The organism is Roseburia sp. AF02-12, from assembly GCF_003461765.1.
GTDB classification, from domain to species: Bacteria; Bacillota; Clostridia; order Lachnospirales; family Lachnospiraceae; genus Roseburia_C; species Roseburia_C amylophila.
In genome coordinates this window covers 136142-160614 of record NZ_QTXS01000003.1, presented here as the reverse complement: position 1 = coordinate 160614, position 24473 = coordinate 136142, and the positions used below count along the sequence as shown (strand labels likewise).

The 24473-nt window shown below is 37.8% G+C and carries 21 protein-coding genes and 3 pseudogenes; 20 read left to right on the top strand and 4 right to left on the bottom strand.

Annotated elements, in window-relative coordinates:
• Positions 1-99: 99 nt before the first annotated feature.
• The 11 genes and pseudogenes from DV740_RS13955 (at position 100) to ftsH (ending at position 10888) form a co-directional block, all read left to right on the top strand.
• Entirely contained in the window at positions 100-864 is a 765-nt protein-coding gene (locus DV740_RS13955; protein WP_242988791.1) for an SdpI family protein, read from the top strand.
• Between the two features lie 322 nt (positions 865-1186).
• Positions 1187-1312: pseudogene (locus tag DV740_RS13945) on the top strand (choloylglycine hydrolase); the annotation flags it as partial.
• 38 nt (positions 1313-1350) lie between these two features.
• Positions 1351-2031 (top strand): GTP pyrophosphokinase, encoded by a 681-nt coding sequence (locus tag DV740_RS13940; RefSeq protein ID WP_118057500.1) that lies wholly within the window; start codon positions 1351-1353, stop codon positions 2029-2031.
• A 35-nt stretch (positions 2032-2066) separates the two neighbouring features.
• Positions 2067-3626 carry a cardiolipin synthase gene (cls, locus tag DV740_RS13935; protein ID WP_118057501.1) on the top strand — a complete coding sequence of 520 codons (1560 nt, stop codon included), beginning with the start codon at positions 2067-2069 and terminating at the stop codon, positions 3624-3626.
• Between the two features lie 196 nt (positions 3627-3822).
• Complete coding sequence (locus DV740_RS13930; RefSeq protein ID WP_118057502.1) at positions 3823-5256, top strand: phospholipase D family protein; 1434 nt, start codon at positions 3823-3825, stop codon at positions 5254-5256.
• Complete coding sequence (locus tag DV740_RS13925) at positions 5235-5945, top strand: response regulator transcription factor (RefSeq protein WP_117699027.1); 711 nt, start codon at positions 5235-5237, stop codon at positions 5943-5945. The genes DV740_RS13930 and DV740_RS13925 overlap by 22 nt, the downstream gene beginning before the upstream one ends.
• Positions 5945-6988 (top strand): HAMP domain-containing sensor histidine kinase, encoded by a 1044-nt coding sequence (locus DV740_RS13920; RefSeq protein ID WP_118057503.1) that lies wholly within the window; start codon positions 5945-5947, stop codon positions 6986-6988. Before DV740_RS13925 ends, DV740_RS13920 begins: the two co-directional genes overlap by 1 nt.
• 31 nt (positions 6989-7019) lie before the next feature.
• Positions 7020-8069, top strand: a complete 1050-nt coding sequence (locus DV740_RS13915) for an FUSC family protein (RefSeq protein ID WP_118088380.1) — start codon at positions 7020-7022, stop codon at positions 8067-8069.
• Positions 8054-8137 (top strand): annotated as a pseudogene (locus tag DV740_RS13910) (CDP-alcohol phosphatidyltransferase family protein); the annotation flags it as partial. The gene DV740_RS13915 and the pseudogene DV740_RS13910, both read left to right, overlap by 16 nt.
• 277 nt (positions 8138-8414) lie before the next feature.
• Positions 8415-9023 (top strand): annotated as a pseudogene (locus DV740_RS13905) (linear amide C-N hydrolase); the annotation flags it as partial.
• Between the two features lie 50 nt (positions 9024-9073).
• The gene (gene ftsH / locus DV740_RS13900) at positions 9074-10888 is read left to right on the top strand and encodes an ATP-dependent zinc metalloprotease FtsH (protein ID WP_118088379.1); all 1815 of its coding nucleotides are present in this window, start codon (positions 9074-9076) and stop codon (positions 10886-10888) included.
• A 144-nt stretch (positions 10889-11032) separates the two neighbouring features.
• Here ftsH and DV740_RS14855 read toward each other — a convergent pair whose 3' ends face one another.
• A complete protein-coding gene (locus DV740_RS14855) occupies positions 11033-11638 on the bottom strand; it encodes a transposase (protein WP_158561578.1) in 606 nt (201 codons plus the stop codon).
• A 161-nt stretch (positions 11639-11799) separates the two neighbouring features.
• On the opposite strand from DV740_RS14855, the gene DV740_RS13890 reads away from it, so the two are divergent.
• Positions 11800-13200, top strand: coding sequence for a methyl-accepting chemotaxis protein (locus DV740_RS13890; protein WP_242994359.1), 1401 nt, complete (start codon positions 11800-11802; stop codon positions 13198-13200).
• Positions 13201-13303: 103 nt separating this feature from the next.
• On the opposite strand, the gene DV740_RS13885 is transcribed toward DV740_RS13890, so the two are convergent.
• The 3 genes from DV740_RS13885 to DV740_RS13875 all read right to left on the bottom strand — a co-directional run bounded on the left by DV740_RS13885 (position 13304) and on the right by DV740_RS13875 (position 14365).
• Positions 13304-13567, bottom strand: coding sequence for a hypothetical protein (locus DV740_RS13885; RefSeq protein ID WP_117947892.1), 264 nt, complete (start codon positions 13565-13567; stop codon positions 13304-13306).
• Positions 13560-13841 (bottom strand): helix-turn-helix transcriptional regulator, encoded by a 282-nt coding sequence (locus DV740_RS13880; protein ID WP_117699037.1) that lies wholly within the window; start codon positions 13839-13841, stop codon positions 13560-13562. The genes DV740_RS13885 and DV740_RS13880 overlap by 8 nt, the downstream gene beginning before the upstream one ends.
• An 83-nt stretch (positions 13842-13924) precedes the next feature.
• Entirely contained in the window at positions 13925-14365 is a 441-nt protein-coding gene (locus DV740_RS13875; protein WP_242986250.1) for a S24 family peptidase, read from the bottom strand.
• 108 nt (positions 14366-14473) lie between these two features.
• On the opposite strand from DV740_RS13875, the gene DV740_RS14850 reads away from it, so the two are divergent.
• From DV740_RS14850 to DV740_RS13835, 8 genes are all read left to right on the top strand, one after another.
• Positions 14474-14635, top strand: coding sequence for a hypothetical protein (locus DV740_RS14850; protein ID WP_156454684.1), 162 nt, complete (start codon positions 14474-14476; stop codon positions 14633-14635).
• A 199-nt stretch (positions 14636-14834) separates the two neighbouring features.
• Entirely contained in the window at positions 14835-15029 is a 195-nt protein-coding gene (locus tag DV740_RS13865) for a hypothetical protein (RefSeq protein WP_117691176.1), read from the top strand.
• Between the two features lie 90 nt (positions 15030-15119).
• Positions 15120-15548 (top strand): hypothetical protein, encoded by a 429-nt coding sequence (locus DV740_RS13860; RefSeq protein WP_055291182.1) that lies wholly within the window; start codon positions 15120-15122, stop codon positions 15546-15548.
• Between the two features lie 517 nt (positions 15549-16065).
• Positions 16066-17784: a glycoside hydrolase family 13 protein gene (locus DV740_RS13855; RefSeq protein WP_118088377.1), complete on the top strand. Its 1719-nt coding sequence runs from the start codon at positions 16066-16068 to the stop codon at positions 17782-17784.
• A 23-nt stretch (positions 17785-17807) separates the two neighbouring features.
• Positions 17808-19193 carry an MATE family efflux transporter gene (locus DV740_RS13850; RefSeq protein WP_118088376.1) on the top strand — a complete coding sequence of 462 codons (1386 nt, stop codon included), beginning with the start codon at positions 17808-17810 and terminating at the stop codon, positions 19191-19193.
• Between the two features lie 165 nt (positions 19194-19358).
• Entirely contained in the window at positions 19359-21077 is a 1719-nt protein-coding gene (locus DV740_RS13845) for a methyl-accepting chemotaxis protein (RefSeq protein ID WP_117842347.1), read from the top strand.
• Positions 21078-21162: 85 nt separating this feature from the next.
• On the top strand, positions 21163-22851 hold the full coding sequence (locus DV740_RS13840) for an EAL domain-containing protein (RefSeq protein WP_118088375.1): 1689 nt from the start codon (positions 21163-21165) through the stop codon (positions 22849-22851).
• A gap of 206 nt (positions 22852-23057) precedes the next feature.
• Positions 23058-24407: a hypothetical protein gene (locus tag DV740_RS13835; protein ID WP_117699112.1), complete on the top strand. Its 1350-nt coding sequence runs from the start codon at positions 23058-23060 to the stop codon at positions 24405-24407.
• Positions 24408-24473: the final 66 nt, after the last annotated feature.

Below are 24473 nucleotides of genomic sequence, written 5' to 3'. Positions count from 1 at the left end.
CATCCAACCTACAGCACGTTATAATATAGCTAATCTAATAAGAAAATTATAACATTACTCTATAATGGTATTGCAAGACTGGTCAATATGGGAGCAGATATGGAAAATCTGTTTATGGCAGTAATTTACTATAGAACTGGACTGCTGTTTATGGTTATTGGAAATTATTTGCCAAAAGTGAAACAGAATAATACCATAGGAATAAGAGTTGTATGGTCTTTAATGGATGAAGAAAACTGGAATGCAACACATAGATTCAGCGGCAAATTATGGATGGCATCAGGTATTTTATGTATGATTTGTGGACTTTTTGGGGAAAGCATGGCTGCACTGGTTGTGTATATTATAAGTATTATGGCAGCTGCAATCATTAGCATTCTCTACTCCTACCTTTTTTATAAGAAAAAGCTGGCAACCGGAGAAGGCTTAAAAATTCAGTATAATAAAAAAAAAAGTGTGATATATCTGATCATCGCAATTTCCGTTATTGTGTTTACTATATGGACTTTGTTTTGGGGAAGCATTCAGATTCGTTGTAATGATCGTGATTTTAACATTGAAGCAAAAGGATGGAATGATTATACAGGGGAGTATTCGCAAATTGACAGCATTTCTTATGAAGAAAATGTATTGCAGAACGATAAAGATTACAGAACTAATGGTTTTGGAAACCTGAAGTATGCTATGGGAAACTTCAAAAACGATATCTTCGGAGATTATATCCGCTACACTCATGCCTCCTGCCATTCATATGTTGTCGTGAACATAGATGGAAAAATATTAGTTGTAAATGGGGAAAATGACGCAGAGACAAGGGAAATCTATCAGAGAATAAGTGAGAAGGTGTCAAAGGAAAGAAAATAGTTGTCGGAAACGCTGAGAAGAAATTATTCTCATCGTATCTTATCTCCTTATCGTTCAATCAATTATTTGCTACAAAAATCAGAAGCATTTCAATCAGTTCACCATGTCACTTTTATTTTGTGTTATACTGTTTTATATAATTTTTTTGGTCTCCGCTGCCGCTTCGGTCGGCACAGAGCAGAGGTCCACCGGACCTCTTGTGCCCTTGTATTTTCCCTTATCAGAGTTCGTAAACACTGGTGGGACGATATAACACAAGGGAAACAATAAGGGAAAGCTCACCTGCGACAAATCCAGTGTTTTCAATGGTTTGCGGAGAATTTATTATAATACTTATGAAAACCATCAGATCAGTGCAGTAGATATGCATGTAGAAAATCTGGATAGTGATAAAATGATTTGTTATCCAGTAATTCAAGGAGAAAGAATCAACTATCAAAATAAATAATGTTTTGAAATCAGGGATGAGGTAGAAAGGAAAGTTCCATGACAAAAGATGAAGTAAAAAAACTTAGGATGGACAGTCCGGAATCACTACAGTTTTTAAATAATGCTACAAAATTTTATAATTTAATGATGATGTATCGTTGTGCTATTCGGGAGATACAAACTAAACTTGAGGTTTTGGATGATGAATTTTCAGTTGAGAACAATCGAAATCCTATTTCTTTTATAAAAACAAGAATTAAGAAGCCCAATAGTATTTACGATAAACTGCAGAAGATGGGATATGAATTTACAACAGAAAATATACAGACATATCTCAATGATGTAGCAGGCGTTCGAATAGTTTGTGCGTTTATTGACGATATTTATATGATATCAGATTTGATTACCCAACAGGATGATATTAAAGTTATTGAAATAAAAGATTATATAAAAAATCCAAAATCGAATGGTTATCGAAGCTATCATATGATTGTTGAAATACCAGTATTTTTTGCTAAGGGTAAAACACCTATGCGTGTAGAATTACAGATTCGAACCAATGGTATGGATTTCTGGGCAACATTGGAACATCAACTTCGCTATAAAAAAGGAATTGAAGAAATGCCTGGCTATGATGAGATAAGTGAAGAATTACTTCATTCTGCAAGAGCTATCATTGAAGCAGATAATGAAATGCAGAGAATAAAAGACAAAATTGGTATGTTTCACGAAATTTAGGGAGAAAACTGAGCAAGTAGGAAGGTGGAATATATATGAAACAAGATACTTTAGAAGGCAAAGCAAAAACAAAAAATGGGGTAAAACGGCTGTGTTTTTCCATAATCTGCATTCTTCTGGAAGTGATTTTTATTATTACTATCGTAACACGCTTGAATGAATATGCAGAAATCATAAATTTATTTACAAGGATTTTGAGTGGGATCTTGGTTTTGGGATTGTACGCATCAAATAAGACATCCTCTATGAAAATGCCTTGGGTCATCTTAATTCTAATTTTCCCAATTATGGGTGTAGGCCTGTATTTGTTGATTGGTTTGAATGGTGGCACACATAAAATGCGTGAGCGATATGCAGAAATTGATAGCAAATTGTTACCAATGCTTCCGGACAGTCAGGAGTGTTTGAGCAGAATAAAAGAAACAATTCCGAAAGCAGGAAATATAGCAAGTTACATACAAAGAAATTCGCAGTATCCAATCTATCAGAATACGGATATTGTGTATTTTGATGAAGCAGTGAAAGGATTAGAGGCACAGCTTAAGGATTTGGAGAAAGCACAGAAGTTTATCTTTATGGAATATCATGCGATAGAAGACGCTGAAGCATGGCATAAGATTCAAGATGTTCTGGAAGAGCGAGTAAAAGCAGGTGTGGAAGTTAGAGTATTCTACGATGATATGGGTTCTATAGGCTTTATTAACACAGATTTTGTGAAAAAGATGGAGGCAATAGGAATTCATTGCCGTGTATTCAATCCGTTTATGCCAGGTTTAAATCTGTTTTTGAACAATCGTGATCATAGAAAAATAACAGTTATTGATGGAAAAGTCGGATTTACAGGTGGATATAATCTAGCAAACGAATATTTTAATTACACACACCCGTATGGACAGTGGAAAGATACAGGTATTCGTTTAGAAGGAGATGCTGTTCAGTCGCTTACGGTGACATTTTTGGAAATGTGGAATGCAGTAAGTGATAAGGATGCTAATGATTCTGATTTTAGGAAATACCTTTTCCAATATGATTATGCGGCACAGCAAACTGGGTTTGTTCAACCTTATGCAGACAGCCCTATGGATAATGAGCAAGTAGGAGAAGAAGTTTATATCAGTATGATAAATAAAGCTGAAAAATATTGTTGGTTTATGACTCCATATCTAATCATAACAGATGAAATGACGCATGCGTTATGCTTGGCTGCTAAGCGAGGGGTAGACGTAAGAATTATCACACCTGGTATCCCTGATAAAAAATTCATTTATAATATAACTCGTTCTTTTTATCATGGATTAGTTAAACATGGTGTTCGTGTTTATGAGTGGACTCCTGGTTTCTGTCATGCAAAAATGAGTGTGGCAGATGACTGTATGGCAACTTGTGGAACAATTAATCTGGATTATCGAAGTTTATATCACCATTTTGAAAACGGCTGTTTTATGGTAGATTGTCAGGCAGTTGTGGAAATAAAAAATGATCTGATAAGAACGATGGGAGAATGTCGTGATGTGACAGACCAATATCAAACCGGACGAAGTGCATATTTGCGACTGGGACAATTATTTATGAGATTATTTGCTGGATTGCTATAAGAATCTGATGAAACGACCTTTCAAAAAACAGTTGATTTAGAAGTTAACTGTTTTTGAAAGGTCGTTTTTGTTATATCTAACAGTCTGTTGTACAAAGAAGATTTTGCATGGATGAAAAAAACAAACCTTGTTGAGGTTAAATTGAGATTGACTTTGTATTGTATAAGTATGAAAAAAAGGAATCAGGTGATGTACAATGAAAAAGCATAAAATATGTAAAATCCTTCTTGTTATACTGACAATTTTTTTATGTGTGGCTTTTTATGAATTGCTCGGAATCTGCGTTGCATATAAAAAGCAGCCGGAAGTGTCCAATACAACCAAAAAAGAAACAAAAAATGGGTCATGGAACGAATGCAGTGAAAATACAGAACGGGCAGTAATCATAGAAAAGAATCCAGAAGCGCTTTTACAAAGAGTGCGTTTGATCAAGAATGCAAAAAAGGAAATTATTCTTTCTACTTTTGCATTTCAATCCGATGAAAGTGGAAAATTGATTTTAGGAGCACTGCATGATGCGGCAGACAGAGGTGTACATATTCGTCTGTTAGTAGATGGAATGGAGAGCTGGATTGATATGGAAGGAAATCCGTATTTCTATGGATTATCTTCCCATGAGAATGTTGAAATTAAACTATATAATAAGGCCAATCCGTTGAAACCGTGGAAAATGATGGGTAGAATGCATGATAAATATTTGATTGCAGATGGAAAGAGATATATTCTTGGGGGAAGAAATACATACAATTATTTCCTGGGTGATTTTCCGGGACATAAGAACTATGACAGAGACGTGTTAGTGGTTTGCGATGAACCTGAGAAAGAAAATTCAGTTAACCAGTTGTCAGAGTATTTTGAAACCATATGGAATCAGGAAGACAGTGGTTATTTTCATAACAATAAAAAACTGGCAAATAGAAAATCTGTAAAGAACGCAGTTTTAGAGCTGCAGAACGGCTATCAGAAATATTTTGAAGAGAATAAGGAAAGAATCTGCGATACCGATTACACGGACGAAACTTTTGAGACAGAAAAGATTGCATTAGTGTCAAATCCTATCCACACAGGTCCCAAAGAACCAGTAGTGTGGTATCAGTTGGGAGAACTAATGAAAAATGCAAAAGAGCGCGTGAAAATTCATACACCATATATTATCTGCAATGATATGATGTATAATACATGGAAAGAGATTGCGGAGAGAGTTCCGGAATTTTCTATCATGACCAATTCGGTTGCCAACAATGGAAATCCGTTTGGTTCTGCTGATTATGCGAGAAACAGAAACAGAATTTTAAATACAGGAATTGATATCTGGGAGTATGAAGGCGGCTATTCATACCACGGAAAAAGTATTCTGATTGACGATGATCTGTCTGTAATCGGTTCCTTTAATATGGACATGAGAAGTACATATCTGGATACGGAACTGATGCTTGTAATACGCAGTAAAGATATTAATAAACAGTTGGAAGAGGGCATGATGGAATATGAAAAAGTGTCCCGTCAGATATTAGAAGGCGGAACTTATAATGATCCATATCATGTAGAGCCAATCGAATTAACAAAGAAACGTCAGAGAAAAATATTTTTAGTACAGCATCTGCTTGGATGGGCAAGGTATCTGTTTTAATAAGGAGGAAGGAAAACGTGTTTCAAATATTGATTGTAGAAGATGATAAAGAATTAAGCCAGCTATTCCAAAAAGTGCTTGAGAAGAATGGATATCAAGTCAAAAGTGCATCGGATGGAGCACAGGCATTAGAAATATTGGATAAGGAATATATTGATCTGATCATTTCTGATATTATGATGCCGGTTATGGATGGTTATGAACTGGTGTCAGAACTTCGTTCAGCAGGATATCAGATACCGGTACTTATGATCACTGCGAAAGGTTCCTTTGATGATATGCGCCAGGGATTTCTTTCGGGAAGTGACGATTATATGGTAAAACCGGTAAATGTGAATGAAATGGTTTTAAGAGTCGGAGCACTGCTTCGCCGTGCACAGATACTGAATGAACACAAAATTGTGATCGGTTCAACAGAGTTTGATTATGATGCAATGACGGTTACAACTGATAAGGAAAGTCTTGTTTTGCCTAAAAAAGAATTCCTGCTTTTATATAAGCTTGCAGCTTCGCCAGGCAGAACATTTACAAAACAACAGTTGATGGATGAAGTATGGGGATACGAGACGGAGGCAGACCCACATACGATAGAGGTACATATAGGAAGAATCAGAGAGCGTTTTAAAGATAACCCTGATTTTGAAATCGTAACAATGCGTGGAATTGGATACAAGGTGGTGAAAAAATAATGAAACAAAAGAAAGAAAAAGGATTGCGGATCCGATCCTGTCTGACTGGTGCAATCTGGCTGGCACTTGTATTTTCAACAGTCATATCTGCTTTATTATTTGCTTTTTTGAATCATTTTTTTAATCTGCCGGACAGCATACCTGTGCTTGGCTGGCTTTTGATTTTCAATACATTGATTGCAGGGCTGATCACTTCTTTTATCAATGCAAAGTTACTGGAACCAATTACCAGACTTAGTAAAGCAATGAAGGAAGTTTCTCGGGGAGATTTTGAACAGCATTTGGAAACGAACAGCCGTATAGCAGAAGTTGGAGAATCTTATCAAAGTTTTAACGTTATGACAAAAGAACTTCGTGCAACAGAGGTGCTGCAGATGGATTTTGTATCTAATGTTTCTCATGAGTTTAAGACCCCGATTAATGCCATTGAAGGATATACAATGCTGCTTCAGGGAGAAGAACTGTCTCCGGATCAAGAGGAATATGTAGAAAAAATCTTATTTAACACCCAAAGACTTTCCGGATTGGTTGGTAATATTTTGCTGTTATCCAAGTTAGAGAATCAGAATATACCAATGAAAAAAACAGAATATCGTCTGGATGAACAGATCCGCCAGGCATTTCTTTCATTGGAAACAAAATGGACAGAAAAAGAAATTGGTTTTCAGGTAGAATTGGAGGAAGTTAAATATACTGGGAATGAAGGACTTTTTATGCATATCTGGATAAATCTTTTGGATAATGCGATTAAGTTCAGCCCTTCAAAGGGGACAATTACGATGTTTCTGAAACAAGAACAGGATTCTGTTAAGTTCATTCTGGAAGATGAAGGACCGGGAATAGAGGATGATGTAAAATCCAGAATATTTGACAAGTTCTATCAGGTAGATGGATCTCATAAAGCAGAAGGAAATGGCCTAGGTCTTGCACTTGTAAAACGGATTGTAGATAGTGCCGGAGGAACAATCAAAGCAGAAAACCGTGAATATGGTGGATGCAGATTTGTTGTAGAGCTTCCAATACAGAAAGATGAGGCCATATAAGTTTAAGAAAAACAGATAGAGGAGGAATTACATGACATTTTATCAGGAATTGCAGTTAAATCAGGCAGGTTCTAAAAACCTGTTGAAAAAGAGTGAAACACGAAAAGAAAAATTATATCATATGTGGGTATATCTGGTGAAGATAGCTGTTACAATGGCATTTTGTTTTTTATTTGTTACTATTTTCAGTATCTTATTTGGAAATGAGAATAGCATTGTAGGTGTAGTAGTCTTATTATGCCTTATGGTATTTCGGAATGCGGATCTGGGGATCCACACCGGACAATCTACGATGCTTTTGGCTTTGTTCTTTGTAATTATGACTGTATGTCCGCATTTAGCAAATCAGTTTTCACCGGTATTGGGAATGCTGTTAAATATTGCGGCACTGGCTGTGTTGATTCTGTTCGGATGCCATAATCCATTCATGTTTAATCAATCTACATTGGTTCTTGGGTATCTGCTGCTATATGGTTATGATGTTACGGGAAAAAGCTATCAGATGCGATTAGTCGGAATGGCTTTAGGTGCAGCACTTACCTGCTTCGTATTTTATCGAAATCATAAAAACAGAACTTATAAAAGAAATCTGAAAGATCTGATACAAGAATTTGATATCACTTCTTCCAGAACAAAATGGCAGATATGTCAGATTTTATGCGTACCGATTGTCCTTTGTATTGCAGAACTTTGTAATATGCCACGTGCAATGTGGGCTGGTATTGCGGCTATGTCAGCAATTTTGCCGTTTGTGGAAGACATGCAATACAGAGTCCGTAAAAGGATTGTCGGAAATATTGTAGGTGTTATATGTTTTACAGTATTATATTTTCTGCTTCCTTCGTCAATCTATGCATATATAGGAATTCTTGGTGGAATCGGTGTAGGATTTTCAGCACAATATGGCTGGCAGGCAGTATTTAACACATTTGGTGCTTTAGCCATTGCTGCAGAGACTTATGGACTACAAGGAGCGGTTAGTCTTAGAGTGATTCAAAATGTTTTTGGTGTTGTGTTTGCTTTAGCATTTTGTGTTATATTTTATTGGTTTATGTCTAAAAAAAAGGAAAGTGCGCTATAATGATGGTCATATTGGTCGCTCTGTATATTATCCAGAATACCAGGACTCTTAAGGGAGAGACTGTATAAGCAATTTTATATTGCAATGACTAGAAAAATATTTAGGAGAAGATAGATATAAACAGTAAGTCAAACACACAAACTATGGAGTCTTTAGTCGGTTTAATAAAATTTTAGATAGAAAATAAATCATTCAATGTCATTTAGATAAGGTTTTTTATGACAAAAAGACAGATTGCTTATCTGCCTTATAATGCAGTATAATGGTAACGAGATTTATGCAACCCGATACATGAAATCCCTATTTCTCTTTGGACGGAGGTGGATAGGATATTTTCGATTGTACCTGACAGGCACAGCATTCAGCGAACAGCTGCCGACAGCACAGCTTCACTGGATCATTGCAGACAAAGACTCCTGTATCGTTGTTGAGTCTATGAAGGATGGGCTGCATGTATATGATAATCCGGTAGGAGTGCTTACCAATAATCCACCATTCCCCGGTCAGATGTTTGCACTGAATAATTATGCCGGTGTATCCAGAAAACAGCCGGAGAGTACTTTTGCAGAAGTATTACAGCTTGATGCATATAGCAGAGGAATGGGTGGAATGGGAATACCTGGAGATCTTTCCAGCCAGTCAAGATTTGTGAAAGTTGCCTTTACAAAATTAAATTCGCTCTCTGGTGAAGAAGAGGATGAGAGTGTAAGCCAGTTCTTCCATATCTTAGGATCCGTAGATCAGCAACGTGGATGCTGTGAGGTGACAGAAGGCAAATATGAGATCACGATATACACGTCCTGTTGTAATACAGCAAAAGGTATTTATTATTATACGACTTATGATAATCATCAGATCACAGCGGTTGACATGCATGCGGAAAATCTGGATTCAGATCAGCTGATCTGTTATCCGCTTCTGTCCAAGGGCGAAGTCAGATGGCAGAATAAATAATACGAAAATGCACGGAGAAAGCATAACGCAGAACAACAGGAGGAAAGACCATGAAAGAAGTTAAAACACCGAAAAAACCACTGGCATATTATTATGGGATTGTGTTAATAGTGCTGATCGTATTTAATCTGGTTGTCACACCAATCCTTATGGAGCATCAGGTAAAGGAAACGGATTATGGAACTTTTATGAGCATGATCGAGAAGAAGAATATTGGTGAAGTAGAAGTTAAGGACAATCAGATCATCTTTACAGATAAAGATCAAAAAAATATTTATAAAACAGGTCTGATGAACGATCCGAACCTGACGGACAGGCTATATGAATGTGGAGCAGTATTCGCAAAAGATATCGATAAGCAGATGTCACCAATCATCAGCTTCCTGCTGACCGGGGTTTTGCCATTGATCCTTTTTATCGCACTGGGAAATTATATGGCGAAGAAACTGATGGAGCATGCCGGAGGAAAAAATTCGATGGCTTTTGGAATGGGAAAAAGCAATGCGAAGATTTATGTGCAATCCAGTGAGGGAATTCGTTTTTCAGACGTTGCAGGAGAAGATGAGGCGAAAGAAAACCTTTCAGAGATCGTTGATTATCTTCACAATCCGAAGAAGTATACCGATGTAGGTGCGTCTATGCCAAAAGGTGTCCTTCTTGTAGGACCTCCGGGAACCGGAAAAACAATGCTTGCAAAAGCAGTGGCGGGTGAATCAAATGTACCATTTTTCTCAATGTCCGGATCAGAATTCGTTGAGATGTTTGTCGGTATGGGAGCTTCCAAAGTTCGAGATCTTTTCGGACAGGCAAAGGAAAAGGCACCATGTATCGTGTTTATTGATGAAATTGATGCCATTGGTAAAAAGCGTGACGGACAAATGGGCGGAAATGATGAGAGGGAGCAGACCTTAAACCAGCTTCTTACAGAGATGGACGGATTTGAAGGAAATAATGGTGTCATCATTCTTGCTGCAACGAACCGTCCGGAGTCGTTAGATCCGGCACTTACACGTCCGGGACGTTTTGACAGGCGTGTGCCGGTTGAACTGCCGGATCTTGCAGGCCGTGAAGCAATTTTAAAGGTTCATGCAAAGAAGATAAAAGCATCTGATGATGTTGACCTGCATACGATTGCACGTATGGCATCCGGTGCATCCGGTGCGGAGCTTGCCAATATTATAAATGAAGCAGCATTACGTGCTGTCCGTAGTGGAAGGACCGTTGTAAATGAATCTGATCTCGAAGAAAGTATAGAAGTGGTTATTGCAGGATATCAGAAGAAGAATGCGGTTCTTTCAGATCAGGAGAAGAAGGTTGTTGCATATCATGAGATAGGACACGCTCTGGTAGCTGCATTGCAGAGTCATTCAGCACCGGTCCAGAAGATTACGATCATCCCGCGTACCTCAGGTGCACTCGGCTACACTATGCAGGTTGAGCAGGGTGATAAATATCTGATGACGAAAAAAGAACTTGAGAATAAGATTGCTACATTTACAGGCGGACGTGCGGCAGAGGAGATCGTATTTGGTGAGATCACGACCGGAGCCTCCAATGATATCGAACAGGCAACAAAAATTGCAAGAACGATGATCACCCGCTACGGCATGACAGATGAATTCGACATGGTGGCAATGGAAAACGTGACCAACCAGTATCTTGGCGGAGATACGTCTCTTTCCTGTTCCGCAGATACCCAGAAGGAAATTGATGAAAAAGTCGTGCAGCTCGTAAAAGCAGAGCATGAAAAAGCAAGAAAAATCCTTGCTGAAAACAGGGAAAAACTGGACGAACTGGCTATGTACCTGTATGAGAAGGAAACAATTACAGGTGACGAATTTATGGATATTTTAGACAGAAAATAATGTAGTTAATTAGATAACCAATTCCACCCAAATATGATGAACAATTCTGGAATGAATTGTATTCATTTTTACAGAAACATTCTAACGAAGAGTATATTCTCATAGGAGATTTTAATACTATCAATAATAGAAACATGGAAGAGTTTAGAAATATATTATATAATGCATATGATATTTGGTATCAAAAAGGAAACAGAGAACCTTTATCATGTATGCAGAGCCTTTTATCTCATCTGCTTTAGCTTTAGCTACTTTCACAATAGCAAGTTCAGGATCATCCTTTTTAGGACGACCCTTGCCACATGGATTATCTTTTTTGACCTGCTTATATTCGCTGTAGGCATCATGCCAGATATCTTTTCTGACTTCATCGAGAGCTGTCATAGCCCACTCGACTACGTGAAAGGAATCAACACAGCGGCCTACAGTTTCCCAGTCCACTCTCATGAAGTATGATGTGGTACTTCTTGGAAGATAGGATGCAAACCATGCAACGGTAAGGTCGAAATCCTTGGTAAATCTACTACCTGGATATGCCCATGGAACTTCGGCAACATATACCCCATGTTCAAGGCAGATGATACGATGCGTCTGGTATTCAACTTCGACCGGAATACCACCCCAGACCAGCCCCCTCCAAGTGGTTGGTCTGCTGGAATGTTTGTCATAAACAGGACATGACTTGTGACAGAAAGGGCAGTCATTCTCATGCCATTTATTAGGTCTGGCTTTGATACGGATGTGTTTCACGCCATCCTCATCAGAGTAAAGATTAAAATTTTCTATCAAGAGAATAAAGCATTGACAAAATTTTGTGGGGTGGGGTAGAATGATGCTAGAAAATTCCAAAACATAACGCATTGGTGCCTTTCGCAGAAAGAAGAAAAATAAACATGAAAAAGAGAAAGAACTTGGGAAAAAAGTTAGTAACAATGTTAGTGTCTGTAGGCTTTTTTGCAGTTTTGATTACAGTCTTGAATTTAATGGCATTACAAGCTATTCGAGGAAAGAATAATGTGCTTATAGAACAGTTTGAACAATATGAAGAAGCAGTGGAAAATAATGATACCGCGGTTTTTGAAACAGCAAAAGGAGAAGTGGCAGAAGCCATCAGACATATCAACTACAGAATAAATGGAAGCATCATTTTTGATCTTGCACTTGTGGTAGCTGATATTATTGTAATCGTACTTCTTTCGATTGTTATTAATAAGTCCATTGTTCGTCCAGCAAAAAGAGCAAAGAATGATTTGGATGATATCATTTTAGGTATAGAATCAGGACAGGGTAATCTTACGTTAAGAGTATTTGATGAAACCAGTGATGAAATTGGTCAGCTTGCAAATGGTGTCAACCATTTTATTGAAACATTACAAAATCTTATGGTAAAGATTCAGAGTGTATCAAAAGATATGAAAGAATCTTCCTATCTTGTACAAAATGAGGCGGAATCTTCAAATATGAGTGCATCCAATGTGAGTGCAACATCGGAAGAACTTGCAGCATCCATGGAAGAGGTATCTGCTTCTCTATATGATTTAGCCCAAGGATGTAATAATCTGCTAAAGAAAATGGAAGGCATGAATGAGGATGCTAAGAACTCTGCAATGAAGATGCATGAAGTGAAGCTTACTGCAGAAAATAGCTATAAAGAAGCGATTGCATCAAAAGAAAAAACAGTAGAAACATTTGATGGCATTCAAAAGGATGTCGCGGAGGCAGTAGAAGCATCTAAGTCTGTAAATGAAATTGCAAAACTTACAGAAAATATCTTAAATATCGCAGCACAGACAAATCTTCTAGCACTTAATGCATCGATTGAAGCAGCAAGAGCAGGGGAAGCAGGCAGGGGCTTTGCCGTTGTTGCAGATGAAATCAGACAGCTTGCAGATAGTTCACGTGAGACAGCAAACAATATTCAGGAAATCAGTGGAAAAGTTATTGAGGCAGTAAACAATCTGTCTGGAAATGCAACGGAAATGATTCGTTTTGTAGATGAAAAGGTAGCACTTGATTATGACAACTTTGTAAAAATTATTGGAAATTATGATGCTGATTCTGATCAGGCAAGTAATACATTTAACGAGTTTGCAGTTAAGTCAAAAGATAGCTTAGGTACAATGAATGATATGAATGAAGGTATCAATAACATTTCTATAGCGATTGAAGAATCTGCAAAAGGTGTTACAAACGTAGCACAAGAGATATCACAACTTGTAACAGCAATTTCAGCAATTACAGTGCAGGCGGACGAAAATAAGAACCTTTCGGAAGATTTATCGGATGAAGTAGCAAAATTTGAAAAAGTTTAACTAACAGATTTTTATTATGAGAAGAACTGTATTAGGTAAATAACCCGCACTAACTAAAAATGAATGCTAGAATAAGCACAAAGGCATAGCCCCATTACGGGTTCTATGCCTTTGCGTTTTCCGGAAGATTGTCATTAACTGCATCAAATTCAAGATTCTGTTCCCGGCACCATTCGACAGCATTCGACAGAGCTTCACCGGCGCGGCAGGTCCAGAGAATGAGTTTGTTGCCATTGCGTTTCCATTCCTGGAGATATTCGATCAGTGCCTGGTTTGGCTGACCAAGCTCCGGCCATTTGCTGTAGCAGAGAGTGCCATCAAAATTAACAGCGATTGTCTGGAAATCTAACATTTTTTTATTATTCATTCAGATCATCTCCTTTAGAGGGAGTCTGCTGAACACCAAGATGATAGCAGAATAGGCTTGTTACCGGTTTGTGAAAAAAATCTGCAATTCTCATGGCGTATAGCAGAGAAGGAATATGCTGTTTTGACTCGATATTGGCAATAGTTTTCAGGCTGATGCCGGTTGCTGATGCAAGTTCTTTCTGGGTAATGCCAAGATCTGCCCTCGCTTCAACAAGTCTGCAGGTAATTGTGTCTGTCATGGTGTTTATGTCTATATCCATATCAGTATTCATATATATGCACCTCCAAATTCAGAATTGTTCAGGTCTGTTCCGCTATAATAATCCTACAGTTTTAAGTGTTCCAAAAAAAGGACTTATGAAAGAACACGGCCGAATATTTTGAAGGAACTGTTCTCTGTAACCGGAATCGGATCATATTTTTTATTCAGTGATATGAGGTAGGTTCCGAGTCTGTTATTCTGAAATTTATTCACATATGCGTTTCCATCAAGATAGAAGATACCTATTTCGCCATCATCAAGGCATGCTGTCTGTTCAATCCAGATGAGATCCTTATTATGGTATTTAGGTTCCATACTGTCACCATCTACATATACGCCAAATGTGGCAGCCTCCGGAATGTCAGGAGAGGAGAATATCTCATATTCGTCACTATCAAGAAAAGAGCCGGTACCAGCGGAAACGGTATTGTAAAATACTTTTCTTTCCCTGATCACATGGATAGGAATGATCTCTGCCGGTTTATAGTTGCCGGTGCTTTCCAGATCGCTGATATATTCAAGCACTTTGTTCATTCCATTTTCATTCAGGTTCCGGAATGGATTAAGAGGACTCTGGCCAACAAACTCTGTATAGATATCGTATATTTCAAGAATTTCACATAAGGCGAGAAACTGTCTGGCATGCATGGAATACCGGCAATCGGCATCAGGGTAGCTGATCCAAACAATCTGGATGACGGTGTGGAAATGGATGTGCTGATCGGAAAGAGAATTGATCTGGATATGCTTCATTATGTGCCGGAGCTTGCAGACAACTGGCAGGCACAGCAGATGATAAGATAGGTGACAAAGTCGGGCAGATTGTGATCATGCCGGTTCTGATACCAGATTTTACCTTTGAATCATGGGAAGAACGTGGAACCGGGGCATTTGGATCGACAGGAGGATAAGGATGATTAAATTGTTGATGTGCATAGAGATAGGTATGTGCTATACTGTGTAAAAAGATATGTACAAATTTGAAGTTTATGGAGGAATAAAGATGGATTGTTTAAGATGTAAAGAGGAAATGATTAAAGCAAAATTAAAAGGAGATGCAGTAGGTACGGTTGTTTATTTAACTAATAAGAAAAACGGTATCTTTGAGAATGAAAAGAATAGTACTGTTTCATGTTATGTATGTCCAAAATGTGGATATGTTGAATTGAATGCAGATAATGCGAAAAAATTGATTTGATAATTTCCACTTGAAACTTTCAGTAATACTGAGAAAATTAAAGAAAGTACAAAGCTCGCGAAGCTTTGAATTCGTAGGAGGTATCGAAAAATGAATAGGAAAACTTTATTCTGTTTTCTGACAGCTTTGATAATGATTTTTGTTCTTGCCGGCTGTAGTGGAAAGAATAGTGGTGGGAATATTGACAATGTTCAAATTCCTGATTGGAAACCATCGGAAATATATTCAGACAGTGATATTGAGGCGGCTTTCCAAACAGTAAAAGACTATTTCGGCAACGAATTTGACGGCTGCACACTGACAAAACTGTCCTATCCCGGAGATACATACGCCGATGAATTTGATGAATGGGCTGAACAATATGACGCGGATGAAGCAATCGTAATATTATCATCTTTCGATGTAGACTCATCAGGCGGGGATGGTTCGCTTAATCCGGATTCAACATATGATGATTGGAAATGGATTCTAATTAGGAATGACAGTGGGAATTGGGAACATGTTGACCACGGGTATTAAAGCGACAAATTCCAGTTTGATGGAGTAATAAATTCTAGTTTGCAGAACTAATAGAGAAGTAACATATAAAACAATAAATATGGTCAAAAAATCATCGACATCCGACCTACAGCACGTTATAATATAGTTAATCTAATAAGAAAACCAAGTGATCATTGTTACAAGCTGAATCGTAATGGTGGCCAACTGTGTGAACTCGATGGAACGGAATGGTTACATCCTCCGGGTGCTCCGAGCACCGGACGAGCACTGAAAGGTGCTTTACAGAGATGAAAACAGGCCTGACGAAGCATCACTCAGATTAGATTAAAAATTCTAGTCTGGGTGATTTTTTTCGTTCAGGGAAAAGGAGAAAATGTCATTGACATAAAAGACGGATAACAGAGATTCGGATATTTTTGTCAATCGGCAAGCTGCAGAGGAAGTTATCTATAGACAAGCCAGGATTATCACGTTAAGATATAGAAAAAGTAAGTAATACGAAAGAAGAAAACAGAATATGTAAAGGAGAAAATGAATGGAATACTCTGCAATTATCCATGATATGGACAAAAGATTCTGCTATGCAATAGATAAGGATTTATTTGTGATACGCATCCAGGTAAAACGAGATGATATAAAGGAAATAATTCTTCATTATGAGGATAAGTATATACCAATGGAATGGAAGGATACGCGAAAGACAATTCCAATGAAGAAGGTTGCCACCTCACAGTTTCAGGATTATTATGAAGCACAGATCCAGATGCATCTGATATGTCTCCGTTATTTTTTTGAATTTACGGACATGCAGGGGGAAAAAGTATATTACGGCAATTATGAGTTTAGTAAGGAATGTATTACAAACAGGGACAGAATGTTTGACTGCCCGCAGAATCTACGGGAGGAAGAAATGTTTGTGGTGCCAGAGTGGGCAGAAAATAAGGTCGTATATCAGATTTTTCCGTCCCGTTTTGCATCATCACAGCCGGTAGACAAGGAAGTATGGTATAAAGCACCAGTTACGTCTATGGATAATCTGCATGGTGATCTCAGAGGAATTATAGAACATCTGGATTATGTCCATAGTCTTGGAATTGATGTTTTATATATGACACCAATCTTTAAATCAAATTCAAGCCATAAATACGATACCATTGATTATTATCAGATTGATCCCTCATTTGGAACAGCAGAGGATCTTAAAGAGCTGGTACAAAAAGCACATGAATATGGAATGAAAGTGGTTATGGATGCGGTGTTTAACCATACAGGAAAGGAATTTTTTGCATTCGAAGATATTTTAGAAAAAGGAAATAAGTCTAAATATCTGGACTGGTATTTTATTGATGAATTTCCACTTAAAAGTGAAAGGGGAGAGATTCCAAACTTCAAATGCTTTGGTTATTATGGTGGAATGCCAAAATTAAATCTGAAAAATCCTGAAGTTGAAAAATTTATTACAGATGTTGCATGCTATTGGATCAGGGAATGCGATATAGACGGATGGAGAATGGATGTAGGAGATGAAATCAGTCATTTTTTCTGGAAGAATTTTAGAAAAGCAGTTAAGGCAGTAAAGAAAGATATGCTGATAATTGGAGAAATCTGGCATTATGCAGGAGATTTTCTTGAAGGAGATGAATGGGATACGGTCATGAATTATCCGTTTTATCTGAATATGATAGATCTGCTTGCAGATGAAAAGATTACGGTCAGCCAGTTTATACAGAATCTTGGATATTTGAAAGGACGCTTAAATAAGAAATGTTATCCTCTTATGTGGAATCTGATAGACAGCCATGATACAGCAAGATTCTTACATTTATGTAAGAATAATAAGAAAAAGCAGCATTTGGCAGCAGCTTTTCAATTGTTATTGCCGGGAATGCCAATGATTTATTATGGAGATGAGTATGCGATGCCGGGAGCAAACGATCCGGATTGCAGACGTGGCATGTACTGGGATGAAGAATACCAGGATAAAGAGATGTTTGAATGGTATAAACAGCTGTTGCAGGTTCGAAAAAAATATAAATGTATCGTAGAAGGTGAATTGATTGAGGCAATCACAAGGGATGAGGAAGAAACCATTGTTCTGATTAGAAAAAATGGTGAAGAAACTATGGCATTGATTTTTAACTGCAGCAGCAGTGAGAAGAGATTTAATGAGTATGAGGGAAAATATAATTTGCTTGGAGAAGAACTGTTTGACGGAAAAGTTGAGGGACTTGATGCCGTAGTAATAGTGCTTTAAAATAGTTACAGAGGAAGAAAATCATGTCAAAAGATGAATATTTAATTACAGATGCACCCCTTAAAGCACTGACTGTTTTTGCAATGCCAATGATTTTCGGAAGCTTTTTTCAACAAGTCTACAATATGGCTGATTCAATCATTGTGGGTCAGTTTGTTGGATCTTCTGCCCTTGCGGCTGTTGGTGCCTGTGCCGCCCTTACGAATGTATTCATTTGTATAGCACTTGGTGCAGGTGTAGGTGCAGGTGTACTTGTGAGCCGTTATTTTGGTGCCAGAGATTATAGTAAAATGAAAACAATCGTATCAACATCATTGATTAGTTTTCTGGTTCTTAGCATACTTCTGGGAGTTACTGGCTTTTGTTTTTCACGTTCCATGATGGACTTATTACAGACACCCGCTGATATACTGGAGGAAGCAGTACTATATCTTCGTGTTTATTTTGTGGGATTTCCGTTTCTGTTTATGTACAACATTCTTTCAACGATGTTTACTTCAATCGGTGAATCAAAGATTCCATTATGCCTTTTGATTTTTTCTTCTGTTCTGAATATTATAATGGATCTTTGGATGGTAGCAGGCCTTGGTCTGGGCGTATTCGGTGCAGCCCTAGCCACGCTTATTGCACAAGGTATTTCGGCAATATTTTCGTTTTTAATCTTTTTATACCGGATACGCCAGTATAAGAGTCCGGCTCGCTGGTTTGACGGGAGGGAATTACATTCCATGCTCCGCATTGCCATACCGTCGGTCCTCCAGCAGTCAACAGTGTCAATTGGTATGATGATTGTACAGGCGGTTGTAAATCCGTTTGGTACACAGGCTCTTGCAGGTTATGCGGCAACGATGAGGGTAGAGAATGTTTTTTCACTGATATTTGTGTCCATAGGCAATGCAGTCTCGCCGTATGTTTCCCAGAATCTTGGCGCAAAGAAAATCGGGCGTATAAAAAAAGGATACCACGCTGCACTGGTGTTAGATTTATGTTTTGCAGTCCTTGCTTTTATAGTCATTGAAACACTGCATACACAGATTTCTTCATTATTTCTGGGTAAAGATGGAACAGCGCTGGCATATCAGGTGTCTGGAGATTATATGAGATGGCTCGGCTTCTTTTTCATTTTCATGGGTATCAAGATGGCAACAGACGGAGTTCTTCGGGGACTTGGAATCATGCGTCCATTTCTCATTGCAAATATGGTAAATCTTGCAATTCGTCTGTCAGTTGCTTTGATACTCGCACCGCGTTTTGGCATTGCATTTGTCTGGCTTGCTGTACCGGCTGGCTGGCTTGCAAATTTTCTGATTTCTTATGTGGCACTCAGAAAATCATGGCCAGACGATAAGATGGCTTTTGCTGCTATAGAAGATGGTGCGGCCGTTTTTTTAGAACAATACTGTAAATAGCTGTCTATAAAAATGACGAAAAACCAAAGTAGGAAGTGTTAAATTTTATCAAAAAAATAGAATTTAAAATTAAAGCTGAAAAGTCATTGACTTTTGAAAAAATTCTGATATAACAAGGTCTGGAAAAAAAGAGAAATATAATAAAGAGAAAGGAAATAAGAATCAATGTTTTCACAAAAAGATAAAATGAAAGGGAAATTAGAAAACATGCATCTGCAGGAAAGGATAAACTATGGCTACAGAAAAGTCATTATTATGATGTTAATTTCAGGCTTGCTTTCTATAGTGGTCATAGGTGTTTTATTTGCTAATATGGTACATTATATAGAAAATGTTACTGTAGCAGATCAGGCAGTAAAAATATGTAGAATTAATGTGAATGCGGCAGCAAGAAATATCAGGGAAATGGCATTAGATGATGATACTTCTTCATATGTCAGTTATGAGAAAACAGTAGAAAAGCTGCTGAAAGAAGTTGATTCTGAACTGAAAAATTTAAAGGGAACCGGAATTATTCCTGACTCAGATTATGAGGAATATTCATCAGCCCTTTCGGATTGGGGAAATATTGGTTATTCCATTATAGAAGAAATTAAAAGTGGTGATAAGGAAGAAGCAGTTGATGAAATCATGAATGATTGCACACCTGCATTAAATAAAGCGGTGGAAATCGCAATAAAATTAGATGATATAACAGACCAGGAGAGCAGCAGGGCTGCCAGAACTACATTTATTTTTGCTGCAGCAGGAATTGTATGTATTATAGTGTGTTTAATTTTTGCATGGACACTGACAAAGAAAACAGGTAAAAAAGTCCTGGATACAATTCTTGAACCTTTACGGGCAGTTGAGGATGTCGCAAAGGAACTGACAGAAGGAAATTTACACAGTACGCTGGATTATCGTTCAGAAGACGAGATTGGAAGACTGGCACACAGTATGCGTAAATCAATCCGTATCCTGGGAAGCTATGTAGACGATATTGACCGTGCAATGAAATTGTTTGCAGCAGGAAATTTTGATGTTAAACCGGAAGTAGAGTGGCGGGGAGATTTTGTCGGAATTTTAAATTCTTTTATGCAATTTGAAAAAAGTATAGGAGAAACGATTAGAGGAATTCAAAATGTTTCCAATGAAGTTTCAAGTGCAGCAGACCAGGTAGCATCAAGTTCTAATGATCTTGCAGATGGAGCTACAAATCAGGCGGCAGTAGTAGAGGAACTGACAGCAACAGTTGCAGGTGTATCTGAACAGGTAGAAAATAATTCAAAATCTGCAAAAGAAATTAGTGGAAGGGTGGATGAGCTTGGAAATGCCATTTTAGAAAGTAATGGTAAGATGCATGAAATGGTTGATTCCATGAATGAAATTAGTGAAGCATCAAAAGAAATTGACAAAATTATTGCAACAATTAATGAAATTGCTTCCCAGACAAATCTACTTGCATTGAATGCTTCTATCGAAGCAGCAAGGGCAGGAGAAGCCGGAAAAGGATTTGCAGTTGTAGCAAATCAGGTAAATTCGTTAGCGGACCAGAGTGCCCAGGCAGCGAAAGAATCTGCAATGTTGATTGAAACCTCTGTGAAGGCAGTAGAAAAGGGTATGGTGATTGCAGGACAGACTGCGGCGCAATTGGAAGATGTTGCAGAGAACTCTAAAATAATTACAGAAGAAGTTACAAATATTGCGGAAACGTTAGAAACACAGACAACAGAAATCCAGCAGATTAATGAAGGAATTGAACAAATTAATGATGTTGTACAGACCAATTCTGCAACATCTGAGGAATGTGCAGCTGCCAGCCAGGAGATGAGCAGCGAATCAGAAAATCTGCGTGAAATGATTCGTAAATTTAAATTGGCAGAATCAGAAAAAACAGTATAATACGATAATGATTTCCAGCTATAATTTCTACCACAGAATAGAAAGTTTATCAGTATAAAAATTTTATAAGAAAGGCACTTATACTATGGATACAAACATACGCAGACTGCTCAAGGAAATAGGAGCAGAAGATTTAATAGAAGTATTTGCACCATGTATGGATGACTATCTTTATATTATAGATTTACAGAAAAATACCCTTATCATTTCACAGGCAGCGGTGAAGCGTTTTAAGATGCCGGGCAATTCATTTGATAATGCTGCCGACAGTGTCCGCTATTTTGTATATGAAGAAGACCGCCCGATGATTAGGGAACATTTACAGCGGATTGCGGATGGAAACGAAAAAAATCACAATCTGCATTACAGATGGCTTGATAAAGAAGGGATGCCGGTATGGATTAACTGCCGTGGAAAGGTAATCAATGATAACGATGGAAAACCTCATTATCTTATAGGCTGTGTAAACGAAATTGGAAATATACAGTGGGCAGATAATGTCAGCGGACTTTTGGGTGAAAGAGAAATGCATTCCTTTGTTTCTTCCCATATAAAAGACAGCTCGTCAGTATTTTTAATACATATAGGGATTGATGGATTTAATGCGATTAATGGTACATTAGGCGTAGATTATGGAAATTATGTGTTGAAAAGTGTTGCTGACGGTATCAAGGAATGTCTTTCTGATAACCAGCAGCTGTACCATCTTGTTGCAGATGAGTATATGATTGTTGATCTGGAAAGCCATACAAGAGATGATGTTATGCTATTGCAGAAGGAAATATGTAAAAAAATAGAAGATTTTATTATTTCTGAAAAATATAAGGTGGTTTTTACAGTATCTACCGGAATTATTCATGCAACGAAGCTTTTAAAATATTATGACGAGTATCGTAAAATAGCGGTTTTCTCTTTAAAACAGGCAAAATCCATGGGAGGAAACGGAGTATATTTTTTTGAAAAAGAAGATTATAAGTTATTTTTAAAAAAAGAGAAAATAAAAAGTGCACTTCGAGGTGCCGTGACAAATGAATTTGAAGGATTTGAAGTATACTATCAGCCGATTATAGATTGTTCCTCGGGAAATATAATTGGTGCGGAAGCGCTTATGAGGTTTTCCATGTATTCAGGTGGAAAAAAAGAAAGTATCTCGCCTGTGGAATTTATACCATTACTGGAAGAAACCGGGCTTATTATTCCGGCCGGAAGATTTGTATTAAATGAAGCTGCGGCAATGTGCCATGAAATGCGGCAGTATATACCGGGATTTAAGGTTAATGTAAATATATCTTATATTCAGATGATGAAAAGTGATATCTGGAAGGACATACTTTCGTCTATAGAACAATATAATCTTCCGCCGGAGAGCCTGTGTGCGGAACTGACAGAAAGCGGATATACGGATATGACACCGTATTTTTATACGCTTCGGAAGAAATTCGAAGAGAAAAAAATACAGTTTATTCTGGATGATTTTGGTACAGGTTTTTCGAATCTACATTGTATTGTAAACATGAATCCTAATTATGTGAAACTGGATAATCATTTTACAGCAAAAGCTATGAGTCAAACAAGGGATTTTGAGCTGTTAAAAAAAATAGTTGAACTGGTACATAGTGTAGATATCAAAATATGTATAGAAGGTATAGAAAAAGAAGAGTGGTATCAAAAGCTGAAAGAAATATATGCTGATTATCTGCAGGGCTATCTTTTTGGCAGACCATGTGATAAAAATCAGTTTTTAAATCAGTTCATATGTAAAGGTATCAACTAGCAAACTATCTTAATTTTCATTTCTATTTTGGAAAAGGCTTCTTGAAGGAAAATTCTACCTGTGATAAAATAAAATTAATTATACTTACAGGGAAAGTAAGTAGCCGGCTGCAGGACATATCCAGGGAACTGCCAGTATAGTGGCAGGTTTTTACGGTTTGCTCCTGCTATTTAGCGAAAAATAAAAAATCATGGAGGATTTTTACAATGGAAGAAGCAAAGCAGAACATCAAACAAAAGAAGGATTCTTACAATCTGAGAATTGTGACGGCTGTACTGGTATTAACAGTGCTGGTTTTAGGGGAATTATATGTGATGATTAACTATCCGTCCAATTATGTGGCATTGATTGTACTTACAGTTGTAGCACTGGCTGATATTTATATTCTGATTGCCAGTGCAATCCAGAAAAATTATAAGAAAGAGATTGACCAGTACGAACAGTATGATAATCTGTTTAAGTCAGAAAAAGCTTCTTATCTTGTAACCCGCAAATCTTTTGAAGATATTGCGGATCAGCTTGATCGTATCGAAGAGGCAGCCGGTTCACCGACAAAGGACATCATAGATGCACAGAAATCCATTGCCAAAGTTACCATAAGCCGTAACAAAGAAAATTCCGATGCATTGATGAATTCCAACGACAAATTATTAGAGCAGATATTTAATCTTTCCGACCGTCTGGATAATCTTGAGAAGAACGTGTTAGAGCAGCAGCGTATCATAGTTGAGAATGCCAATAAAGACCTTCTGCTAAAACAGCAGGAAATGGCAGCTTTCGTGAAAGAAATGGAATTATCCATCCACAATACCATATTAGCTGAAGTTGGAAAAATAAATGGTGCGCCAGCTGTTGCTTATACAGCAGCGCCGGTACAGCCATCATCAGCCGCACCAGTTGAGGAAGTAACACCGGAAGAACCGGAAGCACCAATCGACGAAGTGATGCCGGAAGAACCGAAAGCACCAATCGACGAAGTGATGCCGGAAGAACCGGAAGCCCCAATCAATGAAGTGATGCCGGAGGAACCGGCAACAGAACCGGAGACAGCTGCAGAGGATATGCCGGATTTAGCAGAAGATGATTTATTAAATATAGATGCTTTATTCGGAAATGACGAAGCAGCTGAGACTACAAAAGAAGTAGCAGAAGAAACCAGATCTGCAGAAGAAAACAATGAACCGGAACCAGAAGAACCAGTTGGTTTTGATGATACACTTGGATTTGCAGATGAAGAACCGGAAGAACCTGCATTTACAGAAGAAATGGTAAATACCATTGATGAACCGGTTATGGAAATGAATTCCAATCCGAATCATATGATGACACCGGAAGAGATTGCAGCTTTGATTGCAAATGCTGATGCAGCAGCTGAAGAAGCACCAGTTGTAACAGAAGATGCTATTTCAGAAGAATCTGAGCCGATAACGGAAGAGGAACCTGTGTCAGAACCGGTTGTGGAAGAACCGGCAGCAGAGCCTGTTATCGAGGCAAATTCTGACCCGAATCATATGATGACACCGGAAGAAATTGCGGCATTATTTGCTAATATGTAATTTACAAAATTTTTAAAAAAAATAAAAAATTACTTGCAATTCGATAAATTCTATTATATAATAGTC